The sequence below is a fragment of the Tyzzerella sp. An114 genome (assembly GCF_002161055.1).
Lineage (GTDB): Bacteria > Bacillota > Clostridia > Lachnospirales > Anaerotignaceae > Fimicola > Fimicola cottocaccae.
Genome location: NZ_NFLT01000010.1, coordinates 1 through 21,627, shown reverse-complemented (window position 1 = coordinate 21,627; position 21,627 = coordinate 1). Strand labels below are relative to the sequence as shown.

Annotated in this window: 21 protein-coding genes and 1 other RNA gene; 19 read left to right on the top strand and 3 right to left on the bottom strand. The window is 31.5% G+C overall.

Translation table 11 applies throughout. From position 1 onward, the window contains the following. Positions 1 to 4 precede the first annotated feature (4 nt). Positions 5 to 244, bottom strand: coding sequence for a FeoA family protein (locus B5E58_RS09575; RefSeq protein WP_088109452.1), 240 nt, complete (start codon positions 242 to 244; stop codon positions 5 to 7). Between the two features lie 115 nt (positions 245 to 359). On the opposite strand from B5E58_RS09575, the gene B5E58_RS09570 reads away from it, so the two are divergent. The 7 genes from B5E58_RS09570 (at position 360) to rnpB (ending at position 8,487) form a co-directional block, all read left to right on the top strand. After that, positions 360 to 1,259 carry a DUF4397 domain-containing protein gene (locus tag B5E58_RS09570; protein WP_158097725.1) on the top strand — a complete coding sequence of 300 codons (900 nt, stop codon included), beginning with the start codon at positions 360 to 362 and terminating at the stop codon, positions 1,257 to 1,259. 348 nt (positions 1,260 to 1,607) lie between these two features. Continuing rightward, positions 1,608 to 3,398 (top strand): DNA primase, encoded by a 1,791-nt coding sequence (gene dnaG / locus B5E58_RS09565; RefSeq protein WP_158097724.1) that lies wholly within the window; start codon positions 1,608 to 1,610, stop codon positions 3,396 to 3,398. 30 nt (positions 3,399 to 3,428) lie between these two features. Continuing rightward, complete coding sequence (gene rpoD / locus B5E58_RS09560) at positions 3,429 to 4,502, top strand: RNA polymerase sigma factor RpoD (RefSeq protein WP_088109449.1); 1,074 nt, start codon at positions 3,429 to 3,431, stop codon at positions 4,500 to 4,502. Between the two features lie 127 nt (positions 4,503 to 4,629). Next, complete coding sequence (locus B5E58_RS09555; protein WP_088109448.1) at positions 4,630 to 5,319, top strand: tRNA (adenine(22)-N(1))-methyltransferase; 690 nt, start codon at positions 4,630 to 4,632, stop codon at positions 5,317 to 5,319. Beyond that, positions 5,310 to 6,431: a Nif3-like dinuclear metal center hexameric protein gene (locus B5E58_RS09550; RefSeq protein ID WP_088109447.1), complete on the top strand. Its 1,122-nt coding sequence runs from the start codon at positions 5,310 to 5,312 to the stop codon at positions 6,429 to 6,431. Before B5E58_RS09555 ends, B5E58_RS09550 begins: the two co-directional genes overlap by 10 nt. 17 nt (positions 6,432 to 6,448) lie before the next feature. After that, entirely contained in the window at positions 6,449 to 8,116 is a 1,668-nt protein-coding gene (locus B5E58_RS09545) for a nucleoside kinase (protein ID WP_088109446.1), read from the top strand. Between the two features lie 33 nt (positions 8,117 to 8,149). Beyond that, an RNA gene (gene rnpB, locus B5E58_RS09540) (RNase P RNA component class A) lies at positions 8,150 to 8,487 on the top strand. An 85-nt stretch (positions 8,488 to 8,572) separates the two neighbouring features. On the opposite strand, the gene B5E58_RS09535 is transcribed toward rnpB, so the two are convergent. Continuing rightward, positions 8,573 to 10,513, bottom strand: a complete 1,941-nt coding sequence (locus B5E58_RS09535) for an NAD(+) synthase (protein WP_088109445.1) — start codon at positions 10,511 to 10,513, stop codon at positions 8,573 to 8,575. 93 nt (positions 10,514 to 10,606) lie between these two features. Beyond that, on the bottom strand, positions 10,607 to 11,218 hold the full coding sequence (gene lexA, locus B5E58_RS09530) for a transcriptional repressor LexA (RefSeq protein ID WP_206608571.1): 612 nt from the start codon (positions 11,216 to 11,218) through the stop codon (positions 10,607 to 10,609). A gap of 157 nt (positions 11,219 to 11,375) precedes the next feature. Between lexA and yneA the strand changes: the two genes are divergently transcribed. The 12 genes from yneA to B5E58_RS09470 all read left to right on the top strand — a co-directional run bounded on the left by yneA (position 11,376) and on the right by B5E58_RS09470 (position 21,209). Next, on the top strand, positions 11,376 to 11,648 hold the full coding sequence (gene yneA, locus B5E58_RS09525; RefSeq protein WP_088109443.1) for a cell division suppressor protein YneA: 273 nt from the start codon (positions 11,376 to 11,378) through the stop codon (positions 11,646 to 11,648). Positions 11,649 to 11,776: 128 nt separating this feature from the next. After that, positions 11,777 to 12,529: a precorrin-3B C(17)-methyltransferase gene (gene cobJ, locus B5E58_RS09520; RefSeq protein ID WP_088109442.1), complete on the top strand. Its 753-nt coding sequence runs from the start codon at positions 11,777 to 11,779 to the stop codon at positions 12,527 to 12,529. After that, positions 12,522 to 13,304, top strand: a complete 783-nt coding sequence (cobK, locus tag B5E58_RS09515; protein WP_158097723.1) for a precorrin-6A reductase — start codon at positions 12,522 to 12,524, stop codon at positions 13,302 to 13,304. Before cobJ ends, cobK begins: the two co-directional genes overlap by 8 nt. Next, positions 13,301 to 13,906 carry a precorrin-2 dehydrogenase/sirohydrochlorin ferrochelatase family protein gene (locus B5E58_RS09510; protein ID WP_088109440.1) on the top strand — a complete coding sequence of 202 codons (606 nt, stop codon included), beginning with the start codon at positions 13,301 to 13,303 and terminating at the stop codon, positions 13,904 to 13,906. The genes cobK and B5E58_RS09510 overlap by 4 nt, the downstream gene beginning before the upstream one ends. Further along, positions 13,899 to 14,777, top strand: coding sequence for a hydroxymethylbilane synthase (gene hemC / locus B5E58_RS09505; RefSeq protein WP_088109439.1), 879 nt, complete (start codon positions 13,899 to 13,901; stop codon positions 14,775 to 14,777). The genes B5E58_RS09510 and hemC overlap by 8 nt, the downstream gene beginning before the upstream one ends. Before the next feature lie 17 nt (positions 14,778 to 14,794). Then, positions 14,795 to 16,288, top strand: coding sequence for a uroporphyrinogen-III C-methyltransferase (cobA, locus tag B5E58_RS09500; RefSeq protein WP_088109438.1), 1,494 nt, complete (start codon positions 14,795 to 14,797; stop codon positions 16,286 to 16,288). Positions 16,289 to 16,305: 17 nt separating this feature from the next. Beyond that, positions 16,306 to 17,265, top strand: a complete 960-nt coding sequence (hemB, locus tag B5E58_RS09495) for a porphobilinogen synthase (protein ID WP_088109437.1) — start codon at positions 16,306 to 16,308, stop codon at positions 17,263 to 17,265. 120 nt (positions 17,266 to 17,385) lie between these two features. Further along, entirely contained in the window at positions 17,386 to 17,850 is a 465-nt protein-coding gene (locus B5E58_RS09490; protein ID WP_158097722.1) for an NfeD family protein, read from the top strand. Between the two features lie 53 nt (positions 17,851 to 17,903). Continuing rightward, positions 17,904 to 18,935: a flotillin-like protein FloA gene (gene floA / locus B5E58_RS09485; protein WP_088109435.1), complete on the top strand. Its 1,032-nt coding sequence runs from the start codon at positions 17,904 to 17,906 to the stop codon at positions 18,933 to 18,935. A gap of 110 nt (positions 18,936 to 19,045) precedes the next feature. Further along, complete coding sequence (locus B5E58_RS09480; RefSeq protein ID WP_088109434.1) at positions 19,046 to 19,393, top strand: PadR family transcriptional regulator; 348 nt, start codon at positions 19,046 to 19,048, stop codon at positions 19,391 to 19,393. Further along, positions 19,377 to 20,939, top strand: coding sequence for a permease prefix domain 1-containing protein (locus B5E58_RS09475; protein ID WP_088109433.1), 1,563 nt, complete (start codon positions 19,377 to 19,379; stop codon positions 20,937 to 20,939). Before B5E58_RS09480 ends, B5E58_RS09475 begins: the two co-directional genes overlap by 17 nt. An 87-nt stretch (positions 20,940 to 21,026) precedes the next feature. Further along, complete coding sequence (locus tag B5E58_RS09470) at positions 21,027 to 21,209, top strand: hypothetical protein (protein ID WP_088109432.1); 183 nt, start codon at positions 21,027 to 21,029, stop codon at positions 21,207 to 21,209. The last annotated feature ends 418 nt before the right edge of the window (positions 21,210 to 21,627 follow it).

Genomic DNA, 21,627 nt, shown 5'->3' with positions numbered 1-21,627 from the left:
TAAATCACCTCCCGATTTTTACAATTATATCTTTTGCATCATCGTTTCTTATTGCTATAAGAGTTCCTCCTATAAGATAAGCACAAGGGTCACCTAAAGGACTTTTTTTGATACATTCTATTCTTGTGCCTTCTGTTATGCCTATATCTTGAAACCTTCTTCTCATAACACCTTTTGAGCAGAGTTTTATTACTGTTGACTTTGAACCTTCCTTTGTTTTTGAAAGAGGTATTGTCATATCCATAAATTTTCCGCCTGATATTTATGTTTTAGTAATATACTATGTAAATATTTTTATATTGTTACTTTTAGTAATATACATTCTCTAAAATCATAGTATATAAAAAGGGGGAATGTGTATGAGAATAATTTTTAATAATAATACTATGAGAACAGGACCTTCTGAAGATGAAAGATACCAATATACAAATTTTTCTGATTTGCAAAAAATACTTGATAATAATGTGACAGCCACACCGGGAGAAGGACCTTTGGGAAACGTGACGCCAACACTGCCGGGAGATGTAACAGCAGCACCAGGAGAAGGACCACTGGGAAATGTGACGCCAACACTTCCAGGGGATGTAATAGCAGCACCTGGACAGGGACCACTTGGTAATGTTACACCAACTGTGCCTTCTTCAGGAGTTACAATAATACCTATAATACCTGTTGTGCGATATGGATATATAAAGTTTTTTAATAGCAATAGTTCGGGAGAAAGCATTGATATATATATAAATGGTACTATTGCAGTTTCAAATCTTAAATTTAGAGAATATACAGAATATTTTTCAGGAACAGCGGGAAATTATAGAATAACTGTTTATAGTGCAGGAAAGAGAAATAGAAAACTTTTTGAGAGATTTTTTAGAATTGTAGGAAATAGAAAATATACAGGAGTTTTTCAAGGTGATTACAACAATTTTTCAATGAACATTATTGAGAATAACTGCAATATGTTAAACAGTTTGAGAGCTGATGTTAGATTTATAAATACAGCTCCAAATCCAACTTTGATGGATATTTATGTTGACGGTTCAATTATTATACGTGATTTTTATTACAACGATATAAGCTCTTATTTAACTCTTTCAGAAGGATTTCACAATGTAACACTTACTGTTGCCGGTACAATGAGAGTTGTTGTTGAGGAACCACAATTATATTTTTCTGGAGGAAGTTGTTATGGATTGTATGTTTCTGGCAATAATAATACAATACCAATACAATTAACTCTGATTAATGAGAGACTTTAAAATATTGAGGCATTTTATGCCTCATATTTTTTTGTAAAAAAGAGGAATTTAATAAAATATGGAGTATTAATATAATATAGGATTTTTGTCGTGTATTTGTGAGAATATGCTTTAAAAAGGGTATAATCCATATTGTTGAAAGGTTTGTAACTTTAATAAGCACAGCTTTATATTATAATATATTTTTATACATTTTGCAATAATTTTTGAGCATTATTTCTGTATAATGTCGACATAGAATATAAATTGTTTTACATAAATTTGTTGATGTATACAAAGATAATGATTGTTGGAAGGAAATTTGCTTTAAATGTCGAATTGTATATATTAAAGAGGGTGATGCCGTTAATGAGATATTCTCAAGATTTGATAGAAGAAATCAGAACTCAAAATGACATAGTGGAAGTTATAGGAGACTTTATGCCTCTTACAAGAAAGGGTGGTTCATACTTTGGACTTTGCCCTTTTCATAATGAAAACACACCATCTTTCTCTGTAAGTGCGGACAAGCAATTTTATTACTGTTTTGGTTGTGGTGCTGCTGGTAATGTTTATAGCTTTGTTATGCAGACTAAAAACTGTGATTTTCTTGAAGCTGTGAAAATACTTGCGGATAGAGCGGGAATACTTCTCCCTGAACCGGAACAATCAAAAGAGGAGAAGGAGGAAGAAAAAAGACGTCAGATACTTTTTGATATGCATAAAGTTGCCGGAAGGTATTATTATGAATGTCTACATGAAAATATCGGTGAAAAAGCCCTTTATTACCTTAATGGGAGAGGAGTTCTTCCAAATATTCAAAAAAAATTCGGTATAGGCTTTGCACCGGATTTGAGGGACTCTCTTTATAAGCATTTATTAGAAAAGGGATATAATGTTTCTGATATGCTTAAAAGTGGTCTTGTAATAGAAAATAAAAATTCACAAGGGTACCATGACAGGTTTTTTAACAGGCTTATGTTTCCTATTATTGATGTTTCAGGAAGGATAATAGGCTTTGGTGGTAGAGTTATGGGAAGTGGTGAGCCTAAATATCTTAATTCTCCGGAAACAATGATATTTAATAAAAGTCGTAATTTGTATGGTTTGAATTTTGCAAAAAATACAAGACGACGGGAAATTATACTTGTTGAAGGATATATGGATATGATAAGCATATATCAGGCAGGATTTCACAATGTGTGTGCATCTTTGGGAACGGCTTTTAATAATGACCACGCACGTGTCCTTAAAAAATATGTTGATGATGTTATACTTTTGTATGACAGTGATACAGCCGGCACTAATGCAGCCCTTAGGGCTATACCTGTTTTAGTTGATAACGGCTTTAATGTAAAGGTTTTACAAGTCCCTGACGGAAAAGACCCTGATGAATTTATAAAGCATAATGGCTCAATGGAGTTTTCAAAACTTCTTGTAAATGCTGTAAGTCATATCTCTTTCCAAATAGAGTGTAAAAGAAAAAATTACAATCTAAATAACCCTGAGCATAAAGTTAAATTTACTGTTGAGGCGGCAAAAATACTTGCAAGTCTATCAAGTGATATAGAAAGAGATGTATATATAAAAGAGGTTTCAGATGAAACGGGAATTTCTGAAAGCTCTATAAAAAAAGAAATTTCAAAACTTGCTAATATTGCACAGACTAATTTTGTGAAAGAGGCAGAGAAAAAAAGAAAAAGAATTTATAATAATCAAATATCAAATATTCCCGTAAAAGCAAAAGGTGTTATGGAGGCTCAAAGGGAGCTTTTGGCGGCTCTGTCTTCAAACATAAATGTATATAATATAGTAAAAAATTATATTAAGCCTTCTCAGTTTGTGACAGATGTGTATTGTAAGGCAGCTAGTATTATATATGACATAAACGAGAAGGGCGGTAGAGTTTTTCCAGCGGAGATTGTAAATCATTTTGAGTCCGTTGAAGAACAAAAACTTGTTACAGAGATTTTTGCAGTTACTTTTAATTATGATAAAGAAAGTGAATTGGAAAAAGCTCTCAATGAAAATATAAAGTTAATTAAAAGAACACTTCTCGACCAGAGAACAGCCTCTGTTGATAATGTTGAGGATATTAAAAAAATTGTTGAGGAGAAAATAAATATTGATAAACTGTATATCAAAATTACAAATGGTTAAAATAGAGTGTATTAGAAAGGAAGGTCTGCTTTGAAACCCGTAGAAGAAAATACATTTATAACCCGTTTAAAGGAACTTGTTGCAATCGGTAAAAAGAAAAAAGGCGTGCTTGAATATAAGGAGATTATGGATTATCTCGGAGATATTGAGCTTGAAGCCGAACAAATCGATAAAATATATGAATACTTTGAAGCTCAGGGAATAGACGTACTGGGAGCTATGGACGTAGAGGAAGAAATCGACAAAGATTTAGACCTTTCACTTCCAGAGGGAATAAACATTGATGACCCTGTACGTATGTATCTTAAAGAAATAGGAAAAGTTCCTCTTTTAAGTGCTGAGGAAGAAATAGAACTTGCTCAGAGAATGGAGGAAGGTGACGAGTATGCTAAAAAGAAATTAGCAGAGGCAAACCTTCGTCTTGTTGTATCAATTGCTAAGAGATATGTTGGTCGTGGAATGTTGTTCCTTGACCTTATACAGGAAGGAAACCTTGGTCTTATAAAGGCTGTTGAAAAATTCGATTATAGAAAAGGCTATAAATTCAGTACTTATGCTACTTGGTGGATTAGACAGGCTATAACAAGAGCTATTGCAGACCAAGCTAGAACTATTCGTATTCCTGTTCATATGGTTGAAACTATAAATAAACTCATAAGAATTTCAAGACAGCTTCTTCAGGAGTTAGGTCGTGAGCCTGTTGCTGAGGAACTTGCTGTTGAAATGCAGATGCCTGTTGAAAAAGTTCGTGAGATTATGAAAATTGCTCAGGAGCCTGTTTCTTTGGAAACTCCTATTGGTGAGGAGGAAGACAGCCACCTTGGTGATTTTATACCTGATGACGATATTCCGGCACCGGCTGAGGCTGCTGCTTTTACACTTTTAAAAGAACAGCTTATTGAGGTTCTTGATACTCTTACAGAGAGAGAAAAGAAAGTTTTAAGACTTCGTTTTGGTCTTGATGACGGTAGAGCTAGAACTCTTGAGGAAGTTGGAAAAGAGTTTAATGTTACAAGAGAGCGTATTCGTCAGATTGAGGCTAAAGCTTTAAGAAAACTTCGTCACCCAAGCAGAAGTAAAAAACTTAAAGATTTCCTTGAATAATATTATTTAAGATTAAAAGAACTCCTTTCGGAACATTATGTTTCGGGGGGAGTTTTTATATTTTAGGGAATATGATAAAATATTTTAAAATAGTTTTGAATAAATTTAAAAACAAGGAGAATTTAGTGTGGAATTATCTAAAAGAATGAATGCTGTTGTCAGTATGGTTAAAAAATGTGATACTGTTGCTGATATAGGAACTGACCATGGATATGTGCCTGTTTATATTATAAAAAATGGTATTTCAAAAAAAGCCTTTGCCTGTGATGTAAATAAAGGACCGCTTGAAAAGGCAAAAACAAATATTTCAAACTATAATTGTAGTGATTTTATAGAGACAAGACTTGGAAGTGGGTTATCTGTAATAAAGCCTTTTGAGGTTGATACAGCTATTATTGCTGGCATGGGCGGTATGCTTGTTATTGATATACTTAAAAATTCAAAGGATACTGTTCAGAGCCTTAAACAGCTTGTTTTACAGCCTCAGCTTGATATTGATAAGGTTAGAAGATATATACATTCAATAGGTTTTAAAATAGAAGATGAAGAAATGCTTATTGATGAGGGTAAATATTATACTGTCATAAATGCTGTTAAGGGTAATGAAAAATATGATAGGGATATTGATTATATTTTTGGTAAATGCCTTATAGATAAAAAATCAGATATTCTTAAAAAATATGCTGAATTTATGCTTAATAAAACAGAAAATATAATTAAAAATCTTTCTGAAAATAACAGTGAAAGTGCAGTTAATAAAAAAAATGAACTTGAAATTGAATGTAAATTTTATAGGGAGGTTTTGGAATGTCTTTAAAATGTGGAGACATAATAGATGTTGTTAAAAAACTTGCTCCTGAAAATCTTCAGGAAAAATGGGACAATTCAGGTCTTAATGTGGGCGACAGAGAAACTTCTGTTAAAAAAATACTCTTTGCCCTTGATGCGGTTGATAGTGTAATTGATGAGGCTATTGAAAATGATGTTGATATGATTATTACTCATCACCCTATGCTTTTGTTTGTGGATTTAAAAAATATAACAACAGACAGTGAAGTTGGAAGAAGAATATATAAACTTATAAGAAATAATATAAGTCTTTATTGTGCCCATACAAGCCTTGATGTGGCTTATGGTGGAACAAATGATGTTTTATCAAATCTTATAGAGCTTTCTGATATTGAAATTCTTCAGGAGACAAAGGCTGAAAAAGTTTTTAAAGTTGCTACCTATGTTCCTTTTGATAGTGTTGATAATGTGAGAAAAGCTATGGGTGACAGCGGTTGCGGTCATATTGGTAATTATTCTCATTGTACATTTTCAAGTGAGGGGAAAGGTCAGTTTAAACCTCTTGAGGGAACAAATCCTTATATAGGTGAAACGGGCGTTATTGAGACTGTAAATGAAATTAAAATTGAGACTGTTGTAAATGAGAAAAATTTATCTAAAGTTATAAAAGTCATAAATGACAGTCACCCTTATGAAGAACCGGCTATTGATATAATGCCTATGGAGATTAAGGGAGAAAAACAGGGTATAGGAAGAATTGGAAATATTAAGCCTGAAATGACATTTATAGAATTTTCTAAATTTGTTAAGAATAAACTTGGTCTTGATAGTATGAGAATAACAGGTGATGAAAATAAAATTGTAAAAAGATGTGCTCTCTGTACTGGTGCAGGAACAGACTTTTTTAATATAGCAAAATCTAAAGGTGCTGACGTATATATTACTGGAGATGTTAAATTCCATGAGGCTCAAAAAGCTTTATCAATGGGACTTTGTCTTATTGATGGTACTCACTATGCAACAGAAAATATTGCTGTTCCTGTTATGGCTGAATATGTTAAAAATGCTGTTGAAAATAAAGGTGAAAAAGTGGAAATTATAATATCTAAATTTAATGGACAGACATTTAAAAATATATAATAGACAGGAGGAGTTTTATGACAGAAAAATTCAAAGTTACTGTTGAGGGAAAAGAGTATGAAGTTACTAGGGGAACTAAATACACAGAGCTTTCTTGTATGGTTTATGGTGGTAAAAACTATGATATTATGGTTGCAAAGCATGGAAATCGTCTTAAAGAAATGGAAAGCTGTGTTTCTCCTGATGGTGAAGATATAAAATTTCTTGACGTAACAGATAAAGACGGTATGCGTGTTTATCATAGAACAATATCTCTTGTTATGATACGTGCTGTTAAAAGTCTTTTAGGTGAGAGGGCAAGGGTTGCCATTGAACATTCTATAAATAAAAGTCTTTACTGTGAAATAAGAGATAATGATGTTGAAGTTACAGATGAGTTTCTTTATAAAGTGACAGAGAAAATGAATGAGTATATTAAAAATGATACTCCTATTATAAAGAGAACTTACAAAATAAAAGATGCAAAAGATATTGTAAAAAGATTTGATATGGACGATAAAGCAAAACTTTTTGAATATAGACGCACTTCAAATGTAAATCTCTATGAACTTGATGGATTTTTTGATTATTTTTATGGTTATATGGCTCCTTCAGCTGGATATGTAAGTCTTTTTGAACTTAAATTATATGAAAATGGTTTTATTATAATAATGCCTGATGATAAAAATCCTCAGCAGATTAATAAATTTGTCGATTATAAAAAAATTTCAGCTGTTTTTATGGAGCAAATGCGTTGGATAAATCTTATGGGTGTTGATAATGTTTCAGACCTTAATGATGTAATTGTAAATGGAAAATTTAATGAGCTTGTACTTATAAATGAGGCTTTACATGAAAAGAAAATAGCTGAAATTGCGGATATGATAAATAAAAGACGTGATGAGATAAAAGTTGTTATGATAGCAGGACCTTCTTCATCAGGAAAAACAACTTTTGCTAATAGACTTATGGTTCAGCTTAGAGTTAATGGAATAATTCCCCATGTAATATCAATGGATAACTATTTTATAAATCGTGATGAAGTTCCTTTTGATGAGTATGGAAAAAGAGATTTTGAAAATTTAGACTCTCTTGATGTGGAACTTTTTAATTCTGACCTTTTAAAACTTATAAATGGTGAGACTGTTGAATTACCTTACTATAACTTTGTCACAGGTAAAAGAGAGTATAACGGTAATTTTATAAATCTTAAAGAGGGAGAAATATTTGTTATAGAGGGTATTCATGGTCTTAATGATGCTGTTACTACATCTATACCTGATAAAAATAAATTTAAAATATTTATAAGTGCTATGACACAGCTTAATATTGATAATCACAACAGAATTTCAACTTCTGATAGTAGACTTATAAGAAGAATTGTAAGAGATAATCAGTTTAGAGGAACAAGTGCACAGAAAACAATATCAACATGGAATTATGTTACAAGGGGGGAAGAAAATAATATTTTCCCATTCCAAGAAAATGCCGATGTTATATTTAATTCTGCAACAGTTTATGAATTGGCTGTTTTAAAAACATATATAGAACCTTTGTTGTTTAAAATAGATAGCTCTATGCCAGAGTTTGCCACAGCTGAGAGAATTATAAAATTCCTTGACTATTTCCTTGGGGCAAATCCTGATATTGTCCCTAAAAATGCTATTATGAAAGAATTTTTAGGCGGAAGTTGTTTTGATGTTTGACATATTTTTTTAAATATGATAATATCTTTTTCGTGAGTAAGCCAGATGGTCGCGCTTTTTAAGTGAGGAAAGTCCGGGCTTCATAGGGCAGGGTGCCAGTTAACGACTGGTGGAGGCGACTCTAAGGATAGTGCAACAGAGATAGACCGCCTGTATTTTACAGGTAAGGATGGAAAGGTGAGGTAAGAGCTCACCGCTTTTATGGTAACATAAAAGGCTATGTAAACCCCACCTGAAGCAAGGCCCAATAGAGAGACATATAAGGGGCTGCCCGTCCCGTCTCGGGTAAGGCCGCATGATGACATTGGCGACAATGTACCAAGATAGATGACCGTTTAACACAGAACCCGGCTTATAGACTTGCTCACATATATTTTTATAATAGTTTGAAAAACAAAAACACCTTCATTTGAAGGTGTTTTTTTGATGTATATTATAATTAAAATATTTAAAATATTAAAGTTTTTCTGCCTCATCAAGCCATATTCTGCCACAGGCATCACTTGGCATTCTCCAATCTCCTCTAGGTGAAAGGCTTATTGTACCTACTTTTGGGCCGTCTGGAAGACATGAGCGTTTAAACTGCTGTGCAAAAAATCTTCTGTAAAAATTCTTTATCCATTTTATAAGAGTTTCTCTTGAATATTCACCCTTAAATGCTTTTTCTGCAAGGAAAAGTATTTTTGCAGGAGCAAATCCAAAACGTACAACATAGTAAAGGAAAAAGTCGTGAAGTTCATATGGTCCAACTATTTCTTCTGTTTTCTGATTGATGTTTCCGTCTTTGTCTGGTGGAAGAAGTTCAGGGCTTACAGGTGTATCTAAAACATCAAAAAGTATTTCTGCTGAATTGTTTCCAAGATTTTCGTTTTCAGCTACCCATTTGACAAGTACACGCACAAGAGTTTTTGGTACACCACCATTTACTCCATACATTGACATATGGTCTCCGTTGTATGTTGCCCAACCTAAAGCTAACTCTGAAAGGTCACCTGTTCCTATAACCATTCCCCATTCTTTGTTTGCATAATCCATAAGAATTTGAGTTCTCTCTCTTGCCTGTGTGTTTTCGTAAGTAACATCATGAACATTTATGTCATGTCCAATGTCTTTAAAATGCTGTATTGCTGCATCTTTTATTGATATTTCTTTTACTGTAACACCAAGAGATTTCATAAGATTAAGGGCGTTGTTATATGTTCTGTCTGTTGTTCCAAATCCTGGCATTGTTATTCCGTGAACATTTTTTCGGTCTATTCCTAAATAGTCACAAGCTTTTACAGCTACAAGAAGAGCTAATGTTGAGTCAAGTCCTCCTGATATTCCAACAACAAGAGATTTTGAATTTGTGTGAGTTATTCTCTTTGCAAGACCTGTCACCTGTATATTGAATATATCTTCACATCTCTCATTTAACATTGCATTGTTATCAGGTACGAAAGGTGCTGGTTTCACTGTTCTGTAAAATTCATCAATGCTGTTTTCTTCCATTGTGAATTTTATATTTCTAAAGAACAATGGACCTTCATTCTTTCTTAACTGTGTCATAAAACTTGTGTTTTTCTTTCTGTCGTTGGCGAGAAGTTCTAAGTCTATGTCAGCTATTGTGAGACTTCCCTCTCTTAAAAATCTTTTTGACTCACTAAGCATATTTCCGTTTTCACATATCATACTGTGACCGCTGAAAACTGTGTCCTGTGTTGACTCTCCTGTTCCTGCTGATGAGTATATATACCCACATATACAGCGTGATGATTGCTGTGCTACAAGATTTCTTCTATATTCATGTTTTGTTGCCAGCTCATTACTTGCTGAACCGTTTATTATAACTGTTGCTCCGAATATACTCTGATATGAGCTTGGTGGAATAGGGCTCCAAAGGTCCTCACATACTTCAATACCTATTGTAAGATTTTTGATGTTTTCAACTGTAAAAAGTATATCTGAACCTATTGGAACAGTTTGTCCGCATATTGTTATTTCGTCTGAAATAAGGTCATCTGCTGATGAGAACCATCTTTCTTCGTAAAATTCACTGTAATTTGGAAGATTTGTTTTTGGTATAAGTCCCAATATTTTTCCCTTTGAAATTCCTGCTATACAGTTAAATGTCTGATTGTCACAGCATACAGGAAGTCCAACTGTTATAAACATATCTTTGTCCTTTGAAAATTCTGCTATTTTCTCAAGGCTCTTTTCTGCATACTCAATTAATGTTGACTGAGCGAAAAGGTCTCCGCAAGTGTAAGATGTTATTGATAATTCAGGAAAAGCTAAAATTTTAACATCTTTTTTTGATGCTTCATCTATAAGTTTTATTATTTCCTCTGTATTATATACACAGTCAGCCACCTTGAGAACAGGTACGGCAGCGGCTGTTCTTATGAAACTGTACATTTTGTTTGCTCCTTTTTGTTTTTTTGTATATTATACCACAAAAATAATACAAAAAAAGATTGTTACTATATAACAATCCTTTTTTGTGCATAATTAAAATTTTCTGAACAATCCTATTACTTTTCCTAATACTGTTACATCTCTTACAAGTATAGGAGACATTGCTTGATTTTCAGGCTGAAGTCTTATATAGTTTTCCTCTTTGAAAAATCTTTTTACCGTTGCATATTCTTCTATAAGAGCAACAACTATATCACCGTTTTGAGCTGTGTTCTGCTGACGAACAAGTATAAGGTCTTTGTCATATATTCCCGCTTCAATCATACTTTCACCTTTTACTTTGAGCATAAAAACATCATCATTATGAACATACTCCACAGGAACTGGGAACGTATCTTCTATATTCTCAACAGCTAATACAGGTAAACCTGCTGTTATATTGCCTATGATAGGAACATTTACATACTCTCTTGGAGAAGAATTTTCTGAAACACCTTCAAGAATTTCTATGGCACGAGGTTTTGTCTTGTCACGTCTTATATAGCCCTTTTTTTCAAGGCGTGCAAGATGACCATGAACTGTTGATGTTGACTTTAAACCAACAGCTTCACAGATTTCACGAACTGAAGGGGGATAGCCTTTTTCCCTTACTTCTTTTTTCATATATTCAAGAATTTGTCTCTGTTTTTCTGATAAATCGCCCATAATATCACCTCTATTCTAATCTTTAATATAGTATAACATAAAACAAAAATCAATTCAAACCTATGTTCGAAAAGTTTTTGGAAAACTATTGACTTAGAACTTAAGTTCTATTATTATAGAGATATAAAAACAAACGATTGTTCGACGGAGGTGTATTATGAAAAATATTATATTTGTTATTATTACAACTGTTGTGGTTTTAGGTTTTTATGGTTTAGTGTTGGGATATGAAAATAATTTAGATGAATTTCTCGTATATTATGATGAAATCACTATTGAAAGCGGCGATACAATATGGAGTATAGCGTCAAAATATTCTGATGGTCGGATTGATATAAATAAATATTGTAATGAAATAATGAAAATTAATAATATGAAAAGTGATAAAATAGTAAGTGGGCATAGAATTATTGTTCCCATATATAAATAATAGGGCTGTGTTTTACAGCCTTTATTTTTTAAAAATATTTTTTATAATTCAATAAAATATTGTAATATAAAACATTATTGACTTTTTTATATATACATTTAAACTTAGATAATAAACCAAAAAAGGAGATGAGTTTTTTGATACCAAAAATTTATGTTGTGGGTATGGGACCAGGAAACAGAGAGAATATGACATTAAGATGTATTGATGCCCTTGAAGATAGTGATGTAATAATAGGATATTCAAAATATATTGAACTTTTACAGGATTATTATAATCATAAAACACTTATCTCATCACCTATGAAAAAAGAAGTTGATAGATGTATTGAGACAATAAATATTGCTCTTTCTGATGAGGGGAAAACAGTTTCTCTTGTAAGTAGTGGCGACAGCGGTATATATGGAATGGCTGGAGTTTTACTTGAAACTGCTGACAGAATGGGTTTTGATGGTGAAATAGAAATTATACCGGGAGTTACAGCTTTGTCTGCTGCTGCTTCTGCCCTTGGTGCACCTGTTGTACATGATTTTGCTGTTATAAGTCTCAGTGACCTTTTAACACCTTTGGGACTTATTGAAAAAAGACTTAGACTTGCAGCGGAAGGTGATTTTGTTATATGTCTATATAATCCAAAAAGTAAAAAACGCACTGATTATGTTGATATGGCTGTTGATGTTATTTTAAAACATAGAAGTGGAAAAACTCCTGTGGGTATAGTTAGAAATGCTTGTAGAGAAGATGAAAGTTGTACTATATGTACTCTTGATACACTTAAAGAACAACATGTTGATATGTTTTCAACAATAATAATAGGCAACAGTCAGTCTTATGAGTCTTTGGGGAAAATAATAACACCCAGGGGGTATAAATTTGATTAAAAATATTAAAGATGTTAAAAATGTTGTTGTGTTTTCGGGTACTTCTGATAGTGTGGATATAATAAAAATACTTTCAAAAAAAGGTTTTAATGTTATAGCTTCTGTTGCCACAGAGGAAGGGGCTAAAATGCTTTCTTCTGTTGAAAATATAACTGTGTCGGAAGGTCGACTTGATACAGATGATATGATAAAACTTTTTGATAAGTATAATACGGATATTGTTGTTGACGGAAGTCACCCTTATGCTGAAAATGTTTCTAAAACTGCAATTTGTGCTTGTAAAATTTATAATATTCCCTATGTTAGATATGAGAGACCTTCATCTTTTGGTGTAGAAAATTGTGTGTTTGTTGATGACTATGAAAGTGCTGTTGATTATATTGAAAATATAAGTGGCAATATACTTGTAACAACAGGCGTTAATAATATTGAGAAATATACAAAACTAAATGATTTTAAAAATCGTATTTTTGTTAGAGTTCTTGATAATGAGAAATCCTTTGAGAAGGCTAAAAATATAGGTCTTGATGAATTTAGAATACTTAAGGGCAATGGTATATATACTTTTGATGACAATGTAAATGTTATAAAGAAGTATAATATTAAATCTGTTGTAACTAAGGATAGTGGAAAAATTGGTGGTGTTGATGACAAAATAAAAGCGGCACAATATTTTAATATTCCTGTTGTTGTCATAAAACGCCCTGTAATTGAATATGGAAATGTTTTTGATAATATCTTTGATGTTGTTAAATTTATTGAGGAAGGTGAATGATATTGAAAAATCTTCCTGTATTTTTAAATATGGAAAATAAAAAAGTTTTAGTTGTAGGCGGCGGAAATGCCGCCCTTATTAAGATTAAAAAACTTATAGATTTTGATTGCGATGTTACTGTTATTTCAAATGATTTTTTGATTGATATACTTGAATTTAAAAATATTAAAATTATTAAAAAAGATTTTGAAGAAAAAGACATTGAAGGATTTTTTTTGGTTGTTGCGGCAGCTGAAAGTAATGTAAATAAATTTGTATATGAGTGTGCAAAAAATAAAAACATATTTTGCAGTGTTTCCGGTGGAGATATTAAAGGTGATTTTATTTTTCCAGCTCATAAAAAAAATGATAGATTGACAGTAGCTTTGTCAACTGACGGGGCTTATCCTGCTTTGGCAAAAAAACTTTGTAGCAAAATTGATGTGTCTTTAGGTGATAGAATAAATTTTTTTGAGGAAAAAAGAAAGTTTGTAATTAAAAATGTTTCTGATAAAAATTTAAAGAAAAAAATATTGTCTGAAATTATAGATGATGATGTTATTTACAGTGAAAATTATATTGAGAAAACTGAAAATATTTTAAAGAGGTATTTTTATGAGTGATATTTTGAAAATAGGAACAAGAGGAAGTTTGTTGGCTTTAAAACAAGCTGAAATTGTTGAAAAAATGCTTAAACAAAAATTTGAAAATATAGAAACTGAAATTGTTGTTATAAAAACTCAAGGGGATAAAATACTTGATAAAACTATTGATAAAATCGGTGGAAAGGGTGTTTTTGTAAAGGAGATTGAACAGGCTCTTATTGATAAAAAAATTGATATTGCTGTTCATAGTTTAAAGGATATGCCAGAGGAAATGCCAAAAGGATTGAAACTTGGTGCTGTTACTTCCCGTGAAAATCCCCATGATGTTTTTGTTTCCGGTGATGGAACTTCTTTTTTTGATATGCCTTCAGGCTCAAAAATTGGAACAGGAAGTTTAAGAAGAAGTGTTCAACTTAAAAATTTGAGAGATGATATTGAGATTGTACCTATAAGGGGAAATATAAACACAAGACTTTCTAAAATTGGAAAAGAAGTTGACGGTGTTATTCTTGCGGCGGCTGGACTTAATAGAGCTGGTCTTTCTAATGTGATTTCTTATGAATTTTCTGCTGATGAAATGGTTCCTGCTGCTTGTCAAGGAATTATTGGAATAGAGATAAGAGATAATGATGATGTTGTTGAAAAATATGTGTCTGCCATAAATGATAAAACATCTGAAATATGCCAAAAAGCAGAGAGAGGATTTTTAAAGGTTGTTGGGGCAGATTGTCATGCACCTGTTGGAGCTTTTTGCACTGTTTTTGGAGATACTATAAAAATAAAAGGTGTTTATTATACAGATAAAATTGTTTTTGATGATATTGAAGGAAAAATTAATGAAGCTGAAATTTTAGGTAAAAAACTTGCTGAAAAAATTATAGCTAAATAAAAAGGGGTAAATATATTATGGAAAAAGGTAAAGTTTATATAACAGGAGCAGGGCCAGGAGATGAAAGACTTGTAACAGTCAGATGTAGAGAGCTTATAGAAAATGCTGATGTTATAGTTTATGACAGACTTGCTTCTGAGAAACTTTTGGGATATGCAAAAAAAAATTGTGAAATTATATATGCAGGAAAAGAGCCTAAAAATCATACACTTAAACAGAGTGAAATAAACACTGTTCTTGTTGAAAAAGCTAAGGAAAATAAAAGTGTTTTAAGATTGAAAGGTGGAGACCCTTTTATATTTGGTAGAGGGGGAGAGGAAGCCGAAAGACTTTTTAATGAAGGTATAGAATTTGAAATTGTTCCTGGTATATCTTCTTTTTATTCTGTATGTGCCTATGCTGGTATTCCTGTAACTCACAGAGATTATGCTTCATCTGTTCATGTTTTTACAGGTCATAAAAAGAATGATGGCGAAATAGATTTTAAATCAGTAGCAAAACTTAAAGGTACTCTTGTATTTCTTATGAGTATGAAAAATCTTGAAAATATAACAGATGAGCTTGTAAAAGAGGGGATGGATAAAAATACTCCTTCTGCTGTAATACAGTGGGGAACCACTCCTAAACAGAAAACTGTTGTGGGAGTTCTTTCTGATATTGCGAAAAAAGCAAAAGAAGAAAATATAGGTCATGCTGCTATTGCCGTTATTGGAGATGTTGTAAAAGCTAGAGAAAAAATAGAATGGCAAAAATATAGACCTCTTTGGAAAAAGAAAATAGCTGTGACACGTACAACTGAAAAAGCTGGAGAGATTGAGAGAATATTATCTGAAAAAGGCGCTTATGTTATGCCTTTTCCAACAATAAAAATAGGTGAACTTGAGGACTATTCTGAACTTGATAATGCTATATATAATATATCAAAATATAGCTGGATTGTATTTACAAGTGTTAATGGTGTTGATAGCTTTTTTATGAGAATGAAAAAACTTCATAAAGATATACGTTGTCTATCAAATATTAAAATATTTGTAATAGGTGAAAGAACAAGAAAAGCTGTTGAGGATAAAGGAATTTTTGTTGATGCTATGCCTGAAAAATATAATAGTGATGATGGCGGAAAAATATTAGAAACATTTATTGATGATGGAGATATGGTTTTATATCCTACTTCTAATATTGCCGGTGATAATATCGTTAAATCTGTTGAGAGAGCAGGAGGAATTGTTAATAAAATTATAGCCTATACAAATACATTGAATGATGAAATAAATAAAAACATTGTTGATGATATTAAAAATGGTGGATATGATGCAATAGCTTTTGCTAGCTCCTCACAGGCTGAAAATTTTATGAAAATTACAAAGGGTGAGTTTGGCAAAGCTAAAATATGTTCAATAGGAGTTAAAACAACAAAAACCCTTGAAATTTTAGGTGTAAATGTGGATATTACAGCAGAAGTTTCAACTGTTAAGGGACTTTGTGATGCTGTTTTAAATGTACTCTCTTGATTAAAGGAGGTTTTAAAATGAGAGGAAGAAGACTGAGAACTAATGAAGTTATAAGAAGTATGGTAAGAGAAACTGTTATACACAAAGAGGAACTTATATATCCTCTTTTTGTTGTTGAAGGTGAGGGCATAAAAGAGGAAATACCTTCAATGCCTGATAATTATCGTTTTTCAATAGATAAACTTATGGAAGAAATAAAAGAGATATATGAACTTGGAATTAAAGGAGTTCTTATTTTTGGAATACCTGACCATAAAGACGAGCTTGGAACAAGTGCATATTGTGAAGGAAATATTGTTGCTAAGGCTATTTCTGAAATTAAAAAATATTATCCTGATATGTATGTTGTGGCTGATGTTTGTCTCTGCGAATATACAAATCATGGTCATTGTGGATTTATAGAAAATGGATATGTAAATAATGATAAAACCCTTCCACTTCTTGCAAAAGCTGCTGTGTCTTATGCAGAGGCTGGAGCTGATATGATAGCTCCTTCTGATATGATGGATGGACGAATTAGCTATATAAGAAAAGCTCTTGATGATGCCGGTTTTGTAAATACTGTTCTTATGTCATATAGTGCTAAATACTGTTCAGCATTTTATGGACCTTTTAGAGACGCCGCAGACTCTGCTCCTAAGTTTGGAGATAGAAAGACATATCAGATGGACCCAGCTAATGGCAGAGAGGCTTTAAAAGAGATTTTGGCTGATATTGATGAGGGTGCTGATATTATTATGGTTAAACCAGCATTGCCTTATCTTGATGTAATAAAAACAGCTAGAGAGAATGTTAATGTTCCTGTCTGTGCTTATAATGTAAGTGGTGAATATTCAATGATTAAAGCTGCTGACAAAATGGGTTGGCTTGATGGCAAAAAAGCAGCTATGGAAAGTCTTGTATCTATAAAAAGAGCTGGAGCGGATATTATAATTACATACTTTGCTAAAGAGTTTGCTAAAGGTGAACTTTATTAATAAAAAACCATACAGATATATATCTGTATGGTTTTTTATTGTAAGATTTATTTAATGGAATTTAGTGATATATAGTGATATCATTATAATAAATTAATATTAATGAGGGAGGTGTTTTTTATGTTTCCGTGGATATTTTTGTTGTTTTGCATAGGAATTGCTCTCCTTGTTGCTGAGCTTTTTCTTCCAGGTTTTGGAATATTCGGAATACTTGGAATATTCTCATTTGGGGTTGCTGTCATACTAACTGCTGTAAGCTATGGAATTCCTTATATGTGTATGGCTATTGCAATTATAATAATTATAGCTTTCATAGCATTTTACTTTATTAAAAAGAATAAGATTTACAATAAAGTTGTGCTTACGGAAACTCTTACCGGAAAAGATTTTGATGAGGAGAGTATAAAACCTCTTTTAGGTAAAAGGGGAGTTTGTCTCACACCTCTTAAACCTTTTGGAAAAGTTGATTTTGACGGTGAGATTGTTGAAGCATTTTCTAATGGGGGGTACATACCTGAGGGAAAGCAGGTTGAAGTTATAACTGTAAGTGGTAAAAATGTTATAGTTAGAGAGATTAAAAATTAAATATTTAATAAATTATAAAATATATAAAAAATATAAAAAGGCGGGTGTTAAATATGTATGGCGGTTTTGAATTTGCAGGACTTATTGGTGGTGTTTTTGGTCTTGTAGTATTAGTTATAATTGTCAGTGTATTTTTGAGCTTTGTTCCTGTTGGTCTTTGGATTTCTGCTATGGCAGCAGGTGTTAAAATAAGTATATTTTCACTTGTTGGTATGCGTCTTAGACGTGTAAGACCTGATAGAATTATAAAACCACTTATAAAAGCTCAAAAGGCAGGAATGAATGTAAATGTAAATCAGCTTGAGTCCCATCTTCTTTCTGGTGGTCGTGTTGATAATGTTGTTGATGCTCTTATTGCAGCCCATAGAGCAAACCTCGATTTGTCTTTTGAGAGAGCTGCAGCCATTGACCTTGCTGGTCGTGATGTTTTTGAGGCTGTAAGAATGAGTGTTACACCTAAAATTATTGAAACTCCTTGGATTTCTGCTGTTGCTATTGACGGTATAGAAGTTAAAGTTATTGCTAAAGTTACTGTTAGAGCAAATCTTGCAAGACTTGTCGGTGGTGCTGGTGAAAATACTATTGTTGCCAGAGTTGGCGAGGGTATTGTAACAACAGTTGGTTCATCAAAAAGCCATAAAGCTGTTTTGGAAAATCCTGACTCTATATCTCAGACAGTTTTAAGTAAAGGTCTTGATAGTGGAACAGCCTTTGAAATACTTTCAATAGACATTGCCGATATAGATATTGGAAGAAATATAGGTGCTCATCTTCAGATTGAACAGGCTGAGGCTGACAAACAGATTGCTCAGGCTAAAGCTGAAGAAAGACGTGCAATAGCTATTGCTATGGAACAGGAAATGAAAGCTGAAGTTGAAAAAATGAAAGCTAAAGTTGTTGAGGCTGAGGCTGAAGTTCCTATGGCTGTTGCTGATGCTTTAAGAAATGGGAATATAGGTGTTCTTGATTATTATAAAATGCAAAATGTTTTGGCTGATACAAGCATGAAAGATAATATAGCTAAAACTGATTTGACAAACATTTTAAATAAAAATAATCAAAATAAAAGTGACGATAAAAAGTAATTAGTTTTAAACTGCACAGATGATTTTCTGTGCAGTTTTTTTATTGACATATATAGATAATCTACATATAATTTATATATAGATAATCTATATATAAAGGAGTGATATTTTTGAAGATTGATAAAAGTGTTATAGGTGGAAATATGACATTGCTTATACTTGGACTTATTGAAAATAAAGATATGTATGGTTATGAGATGATTGATGAACTTAGAAAGCGTTCTGATGACACTTTTGACCTTAAAGCAGGAACTCTTTATCCTCTTTTACATGGTCTTGAACAAAAAGATATGATTTTTTCCTATGAGGAGGAAGCTGAAAGCGGAAGAAAAAGAAAATATTATGGTATTACAAAGAATGGGAGAAAACTTCTTAAAGACAAAAAGGAGGAATGGAAGGAATATAGTAATGCTGTAAATAAGGTTATAGGAGGTTTTAAAATTGAGGGAGCCTACTAAAAAATATATTACAAGTGTTATAGAACAGATAAGATGTAAAAAAGTAAGAAAAAATATTTCTGATGAGCTTTTAAATCATATAATGGAACAGAAACAAGATTATATTGATTGTGGAATGAGTGATGATGAGGCTGAAGAAAAAGCAGTCATTGATATGGGAGACCCTGTTGATGTGGGGGTAAATTTTGATAAAATACATAGACCAAAACCACAATGGTCTTTAATTTTTGGAGTTTTAGCACTTATGATTATAGGTGTTTTAATACAATTATTTTGTTATTCTGGAATAACAGACCATTATATATATGGAAACAGCTATGGAACATATCATACTTATAATATGATTTTAGGTTGTGTTGTAGGTCTCGTATGTATGTTTGTTATATATTTTATAGATTATACAGTTATATTTAAAAAACCTGTTATATTATATATTGCTTTGATAGCTTTAGTAGTAATATATACGTTAGTTTTAGATATTAATTATATTAACGGAAGATATGTAGGAATAATTCCTGAAGCTTTAATTATAACTGTTCCTATTGTTGGAAGTATAGTTTATAGTATGAAAAATAAAGGTGTTATGGGAATGATTAAATTTATTTTTATGTCTTTAATCATTTTTATATGCTTTGCTATGATTAATAATTTATCAAATGGATTTTTTGCTTGTTGGGGATTGTTTTTTATATTAATTGCTATTTGTAAAGATAATTGGTTTTGTTTAAAAAAGTATGAAAAAGTTGTTTTTGTATTATATCTTATTATTGTAAGTTTTTTTATTATTAAAATTATGTTGGATAGTCCTTATAGAATGGCAAGATTTGAAGCTATTTTTGACTATGAAAGTGATAAATATGGATTTGGCTATAATATTTTCGTAACAAAATCTATTTTATCATCTTGTGTTATGTTTGGTCAGGGAAATCCAGTAATGTTGGACGGTAATATTGTTGATATTAATAATTATTTTCCATTAATTGAAGATGGAAAAGAATTTTTGATGTTTATGTACCGTTTCGGCAAAATTCCTGCTTTAATATTAGCTATTTTAATATTTACTTTTTTAATTAAAATAGTAATTCGTTCTTTTAGAGAAAAAAATAAAATGGGAAGATTTATAGCTGTATCTATAAGCGGGATTTTTTTTGGCAAAATAATTTTTTATTTTATGGATAATTTAGGATTTTATTTTGTACAATCTTTTATTCCTTTTATGGGCTATGGAAAAAACTTTATGGTTATAAATGGAATACTTATGGGTATATTACTTTCTGTTTTTAGAAATACAGATGTTGTGTTTGAAAAAAATATTTTTAAAGAGAGAATATATAAAAATTTTGATTTTTCTAAAGCTTGGGATTTTATAAGTTGTAAAGATGTAGATGAAGAGCAATTTATTGAAGATAGTGAGAGTAAAGAAATTTATAATAAAGGGTATGATGATGGATATACTGATGCAAGTTATAAATTAGATAGTTATAGAAATAGGTTTATAACATATGTAGATGGTATGATTATTATAAATTTAAAAAAACGTGAATAAAAAATCCGTAAAAAACAATAATAGTATTGCAGAAGACAAACAGTCTTCGTAATACTATTATTTTTTATTTTAAGGGAGGATTTACTCATGGACAAGAATATGAACAAAAACATGAATAAGGGTATGAACTGTACAAACAAAAGCTCAGAAAAAAACATGAATAGAACAGAGTTTGCAAATGAATATTCTATGGATACAACAAGCAGCATGAAAAAAACAAATAAATCAACAAAAAAATCAAATGAAAAACAGTCATCTAAATCATATTAATTTTTTATAAATTAAGTAGTAAAGGAGCACATTTTTTAAAATGTGCTCCTTTTAAATGGCTTATCAATGTTGATTTTATAGGCTTTTATTTGATTTTTTAAAAAAATTTAAAAAAAATAAAAAAAACTCTTGCCAAAGTTAATATATCATGGTATTATATAACACGTCCCAAAGAGAGGACAACAAAAAACATCAAAAAAGTGGTTTAAATGACAAAAACTTTTAAAAAAGTTCTTGACAAAAAGAAAAAACCTGATATAATAAATACTCGTGACTGCGAAACGTAAGTAACAGCCGATAAACATTATAAAGGTTTAAGTCAAAAAAACTTGAAAAAAGTTCTTGACAAAATAAACTAAAGATGTTAAAATAAATCTCGTTCGGTTAAAGAACAGATTGAAAAAAATTGGTCTTTGAA

Coding starts and splice junctions, on each gene's coding strand:
- B5E58_RS09575 (WP_088109452.1), bottom strand. CDS start 244: ATGGATATGACAATACCTCTTTCAAAAACAAAGGAAGGTTCAAAGTCA.
- B5E58_RS09570 (WP_158097725.1), top strand. CDS start 360: ATGAGAATAATTTTTAATAATAATACTATGAGAACAGGACCTTCTGAA.
- dnaG (WP_158097724.1), top strand. CDS start 1,608: ATGAGATATTCTCAAGATTTGATAGAAGAAATCAGAACTCAAAATGAC.
- B5E58_RS09550 (WP_088109447.1), top strand. CDS start 5,310: ATGTCTTTAAAATGTGGAGACATAATAGATGTTGTTAAAAAACTTGCT.
- B5E58_RS09545 (WP_088109446.1), top strand. CDS start 6,449: ATGACAGAAAAATTCAAAGTTACTGTTGAGGGAAAAGAGTATGAAGTT.
- B5E58_RS09535 (WP_088109445.1), bottom strand. CDS start 10,513: ATGTACAGTTTCATAAGAACAGCCGCTGCCGTACCTGTTCTCAAGGTG.
- lexA (WP_206608571.1), bottom strand. CDS start 11,218: ATGGGCGATTTATCAGAAAAACAGAGACAAATTCTTGAATATATGAAA.
- yneA (WP_088109443.1), top strand. CDS start 11,376: ATGAAAAATATTATATTTGTTATTATTACAACTGTTGTGGTTTTAGGT.
- cobJ (WP_088109442.1), top strand. CDS start 11,777: ATGAGTTTTTTGATACCAAAAATTTATGTTGTGGGTATGGGACCAGGA.
- B5E58_RS09510 (WP_088109440.1), top strand. CDS start 13,301: ATGATATTGAAAAATCTTCCTGTATTTTTAAATATGGAAAATAAAAAA.
- hemC (WP_088109439.1), top strand. CDS start 13,899: ATGAGTGATATTTTGAAAATAGGAACAAGAGGAAGTTTGTTGGCTTTA.
- cobA (WP_088109438.1), top strand. CDS start 14,795: ATGGAAAAAGGTAAAGTTTATATAACAGGAGCAGGGCCAGGAGATGAA.
- hemB (WP_088109437.1), top strand. CDS start 16,306: ATGAGAGGAAGAAGACTGAGAACTAATGAAGTTATAAGAAGTATGGTA.
- B5E58_RS09490 (WP_158097722.1), top strand. CDS start 17,386: ATGTTTCCGTGGATATTTTTGTTGTTTTGCATAGGAATTGCTCTCCTT.
- floA (WP_088109435.1), top strand. CDS start 17,904: ATGTATGGCGGTTTTGAATTTGCAGGACTTATTGGTGGTGTTTTTGGT.
- B5E58_RS09470 (WP_088109432.1), top strand. CDS start 21,027: ATGGACAAGAATATGAACAAAAACATGAATAAGGGTATGAACTGTACA.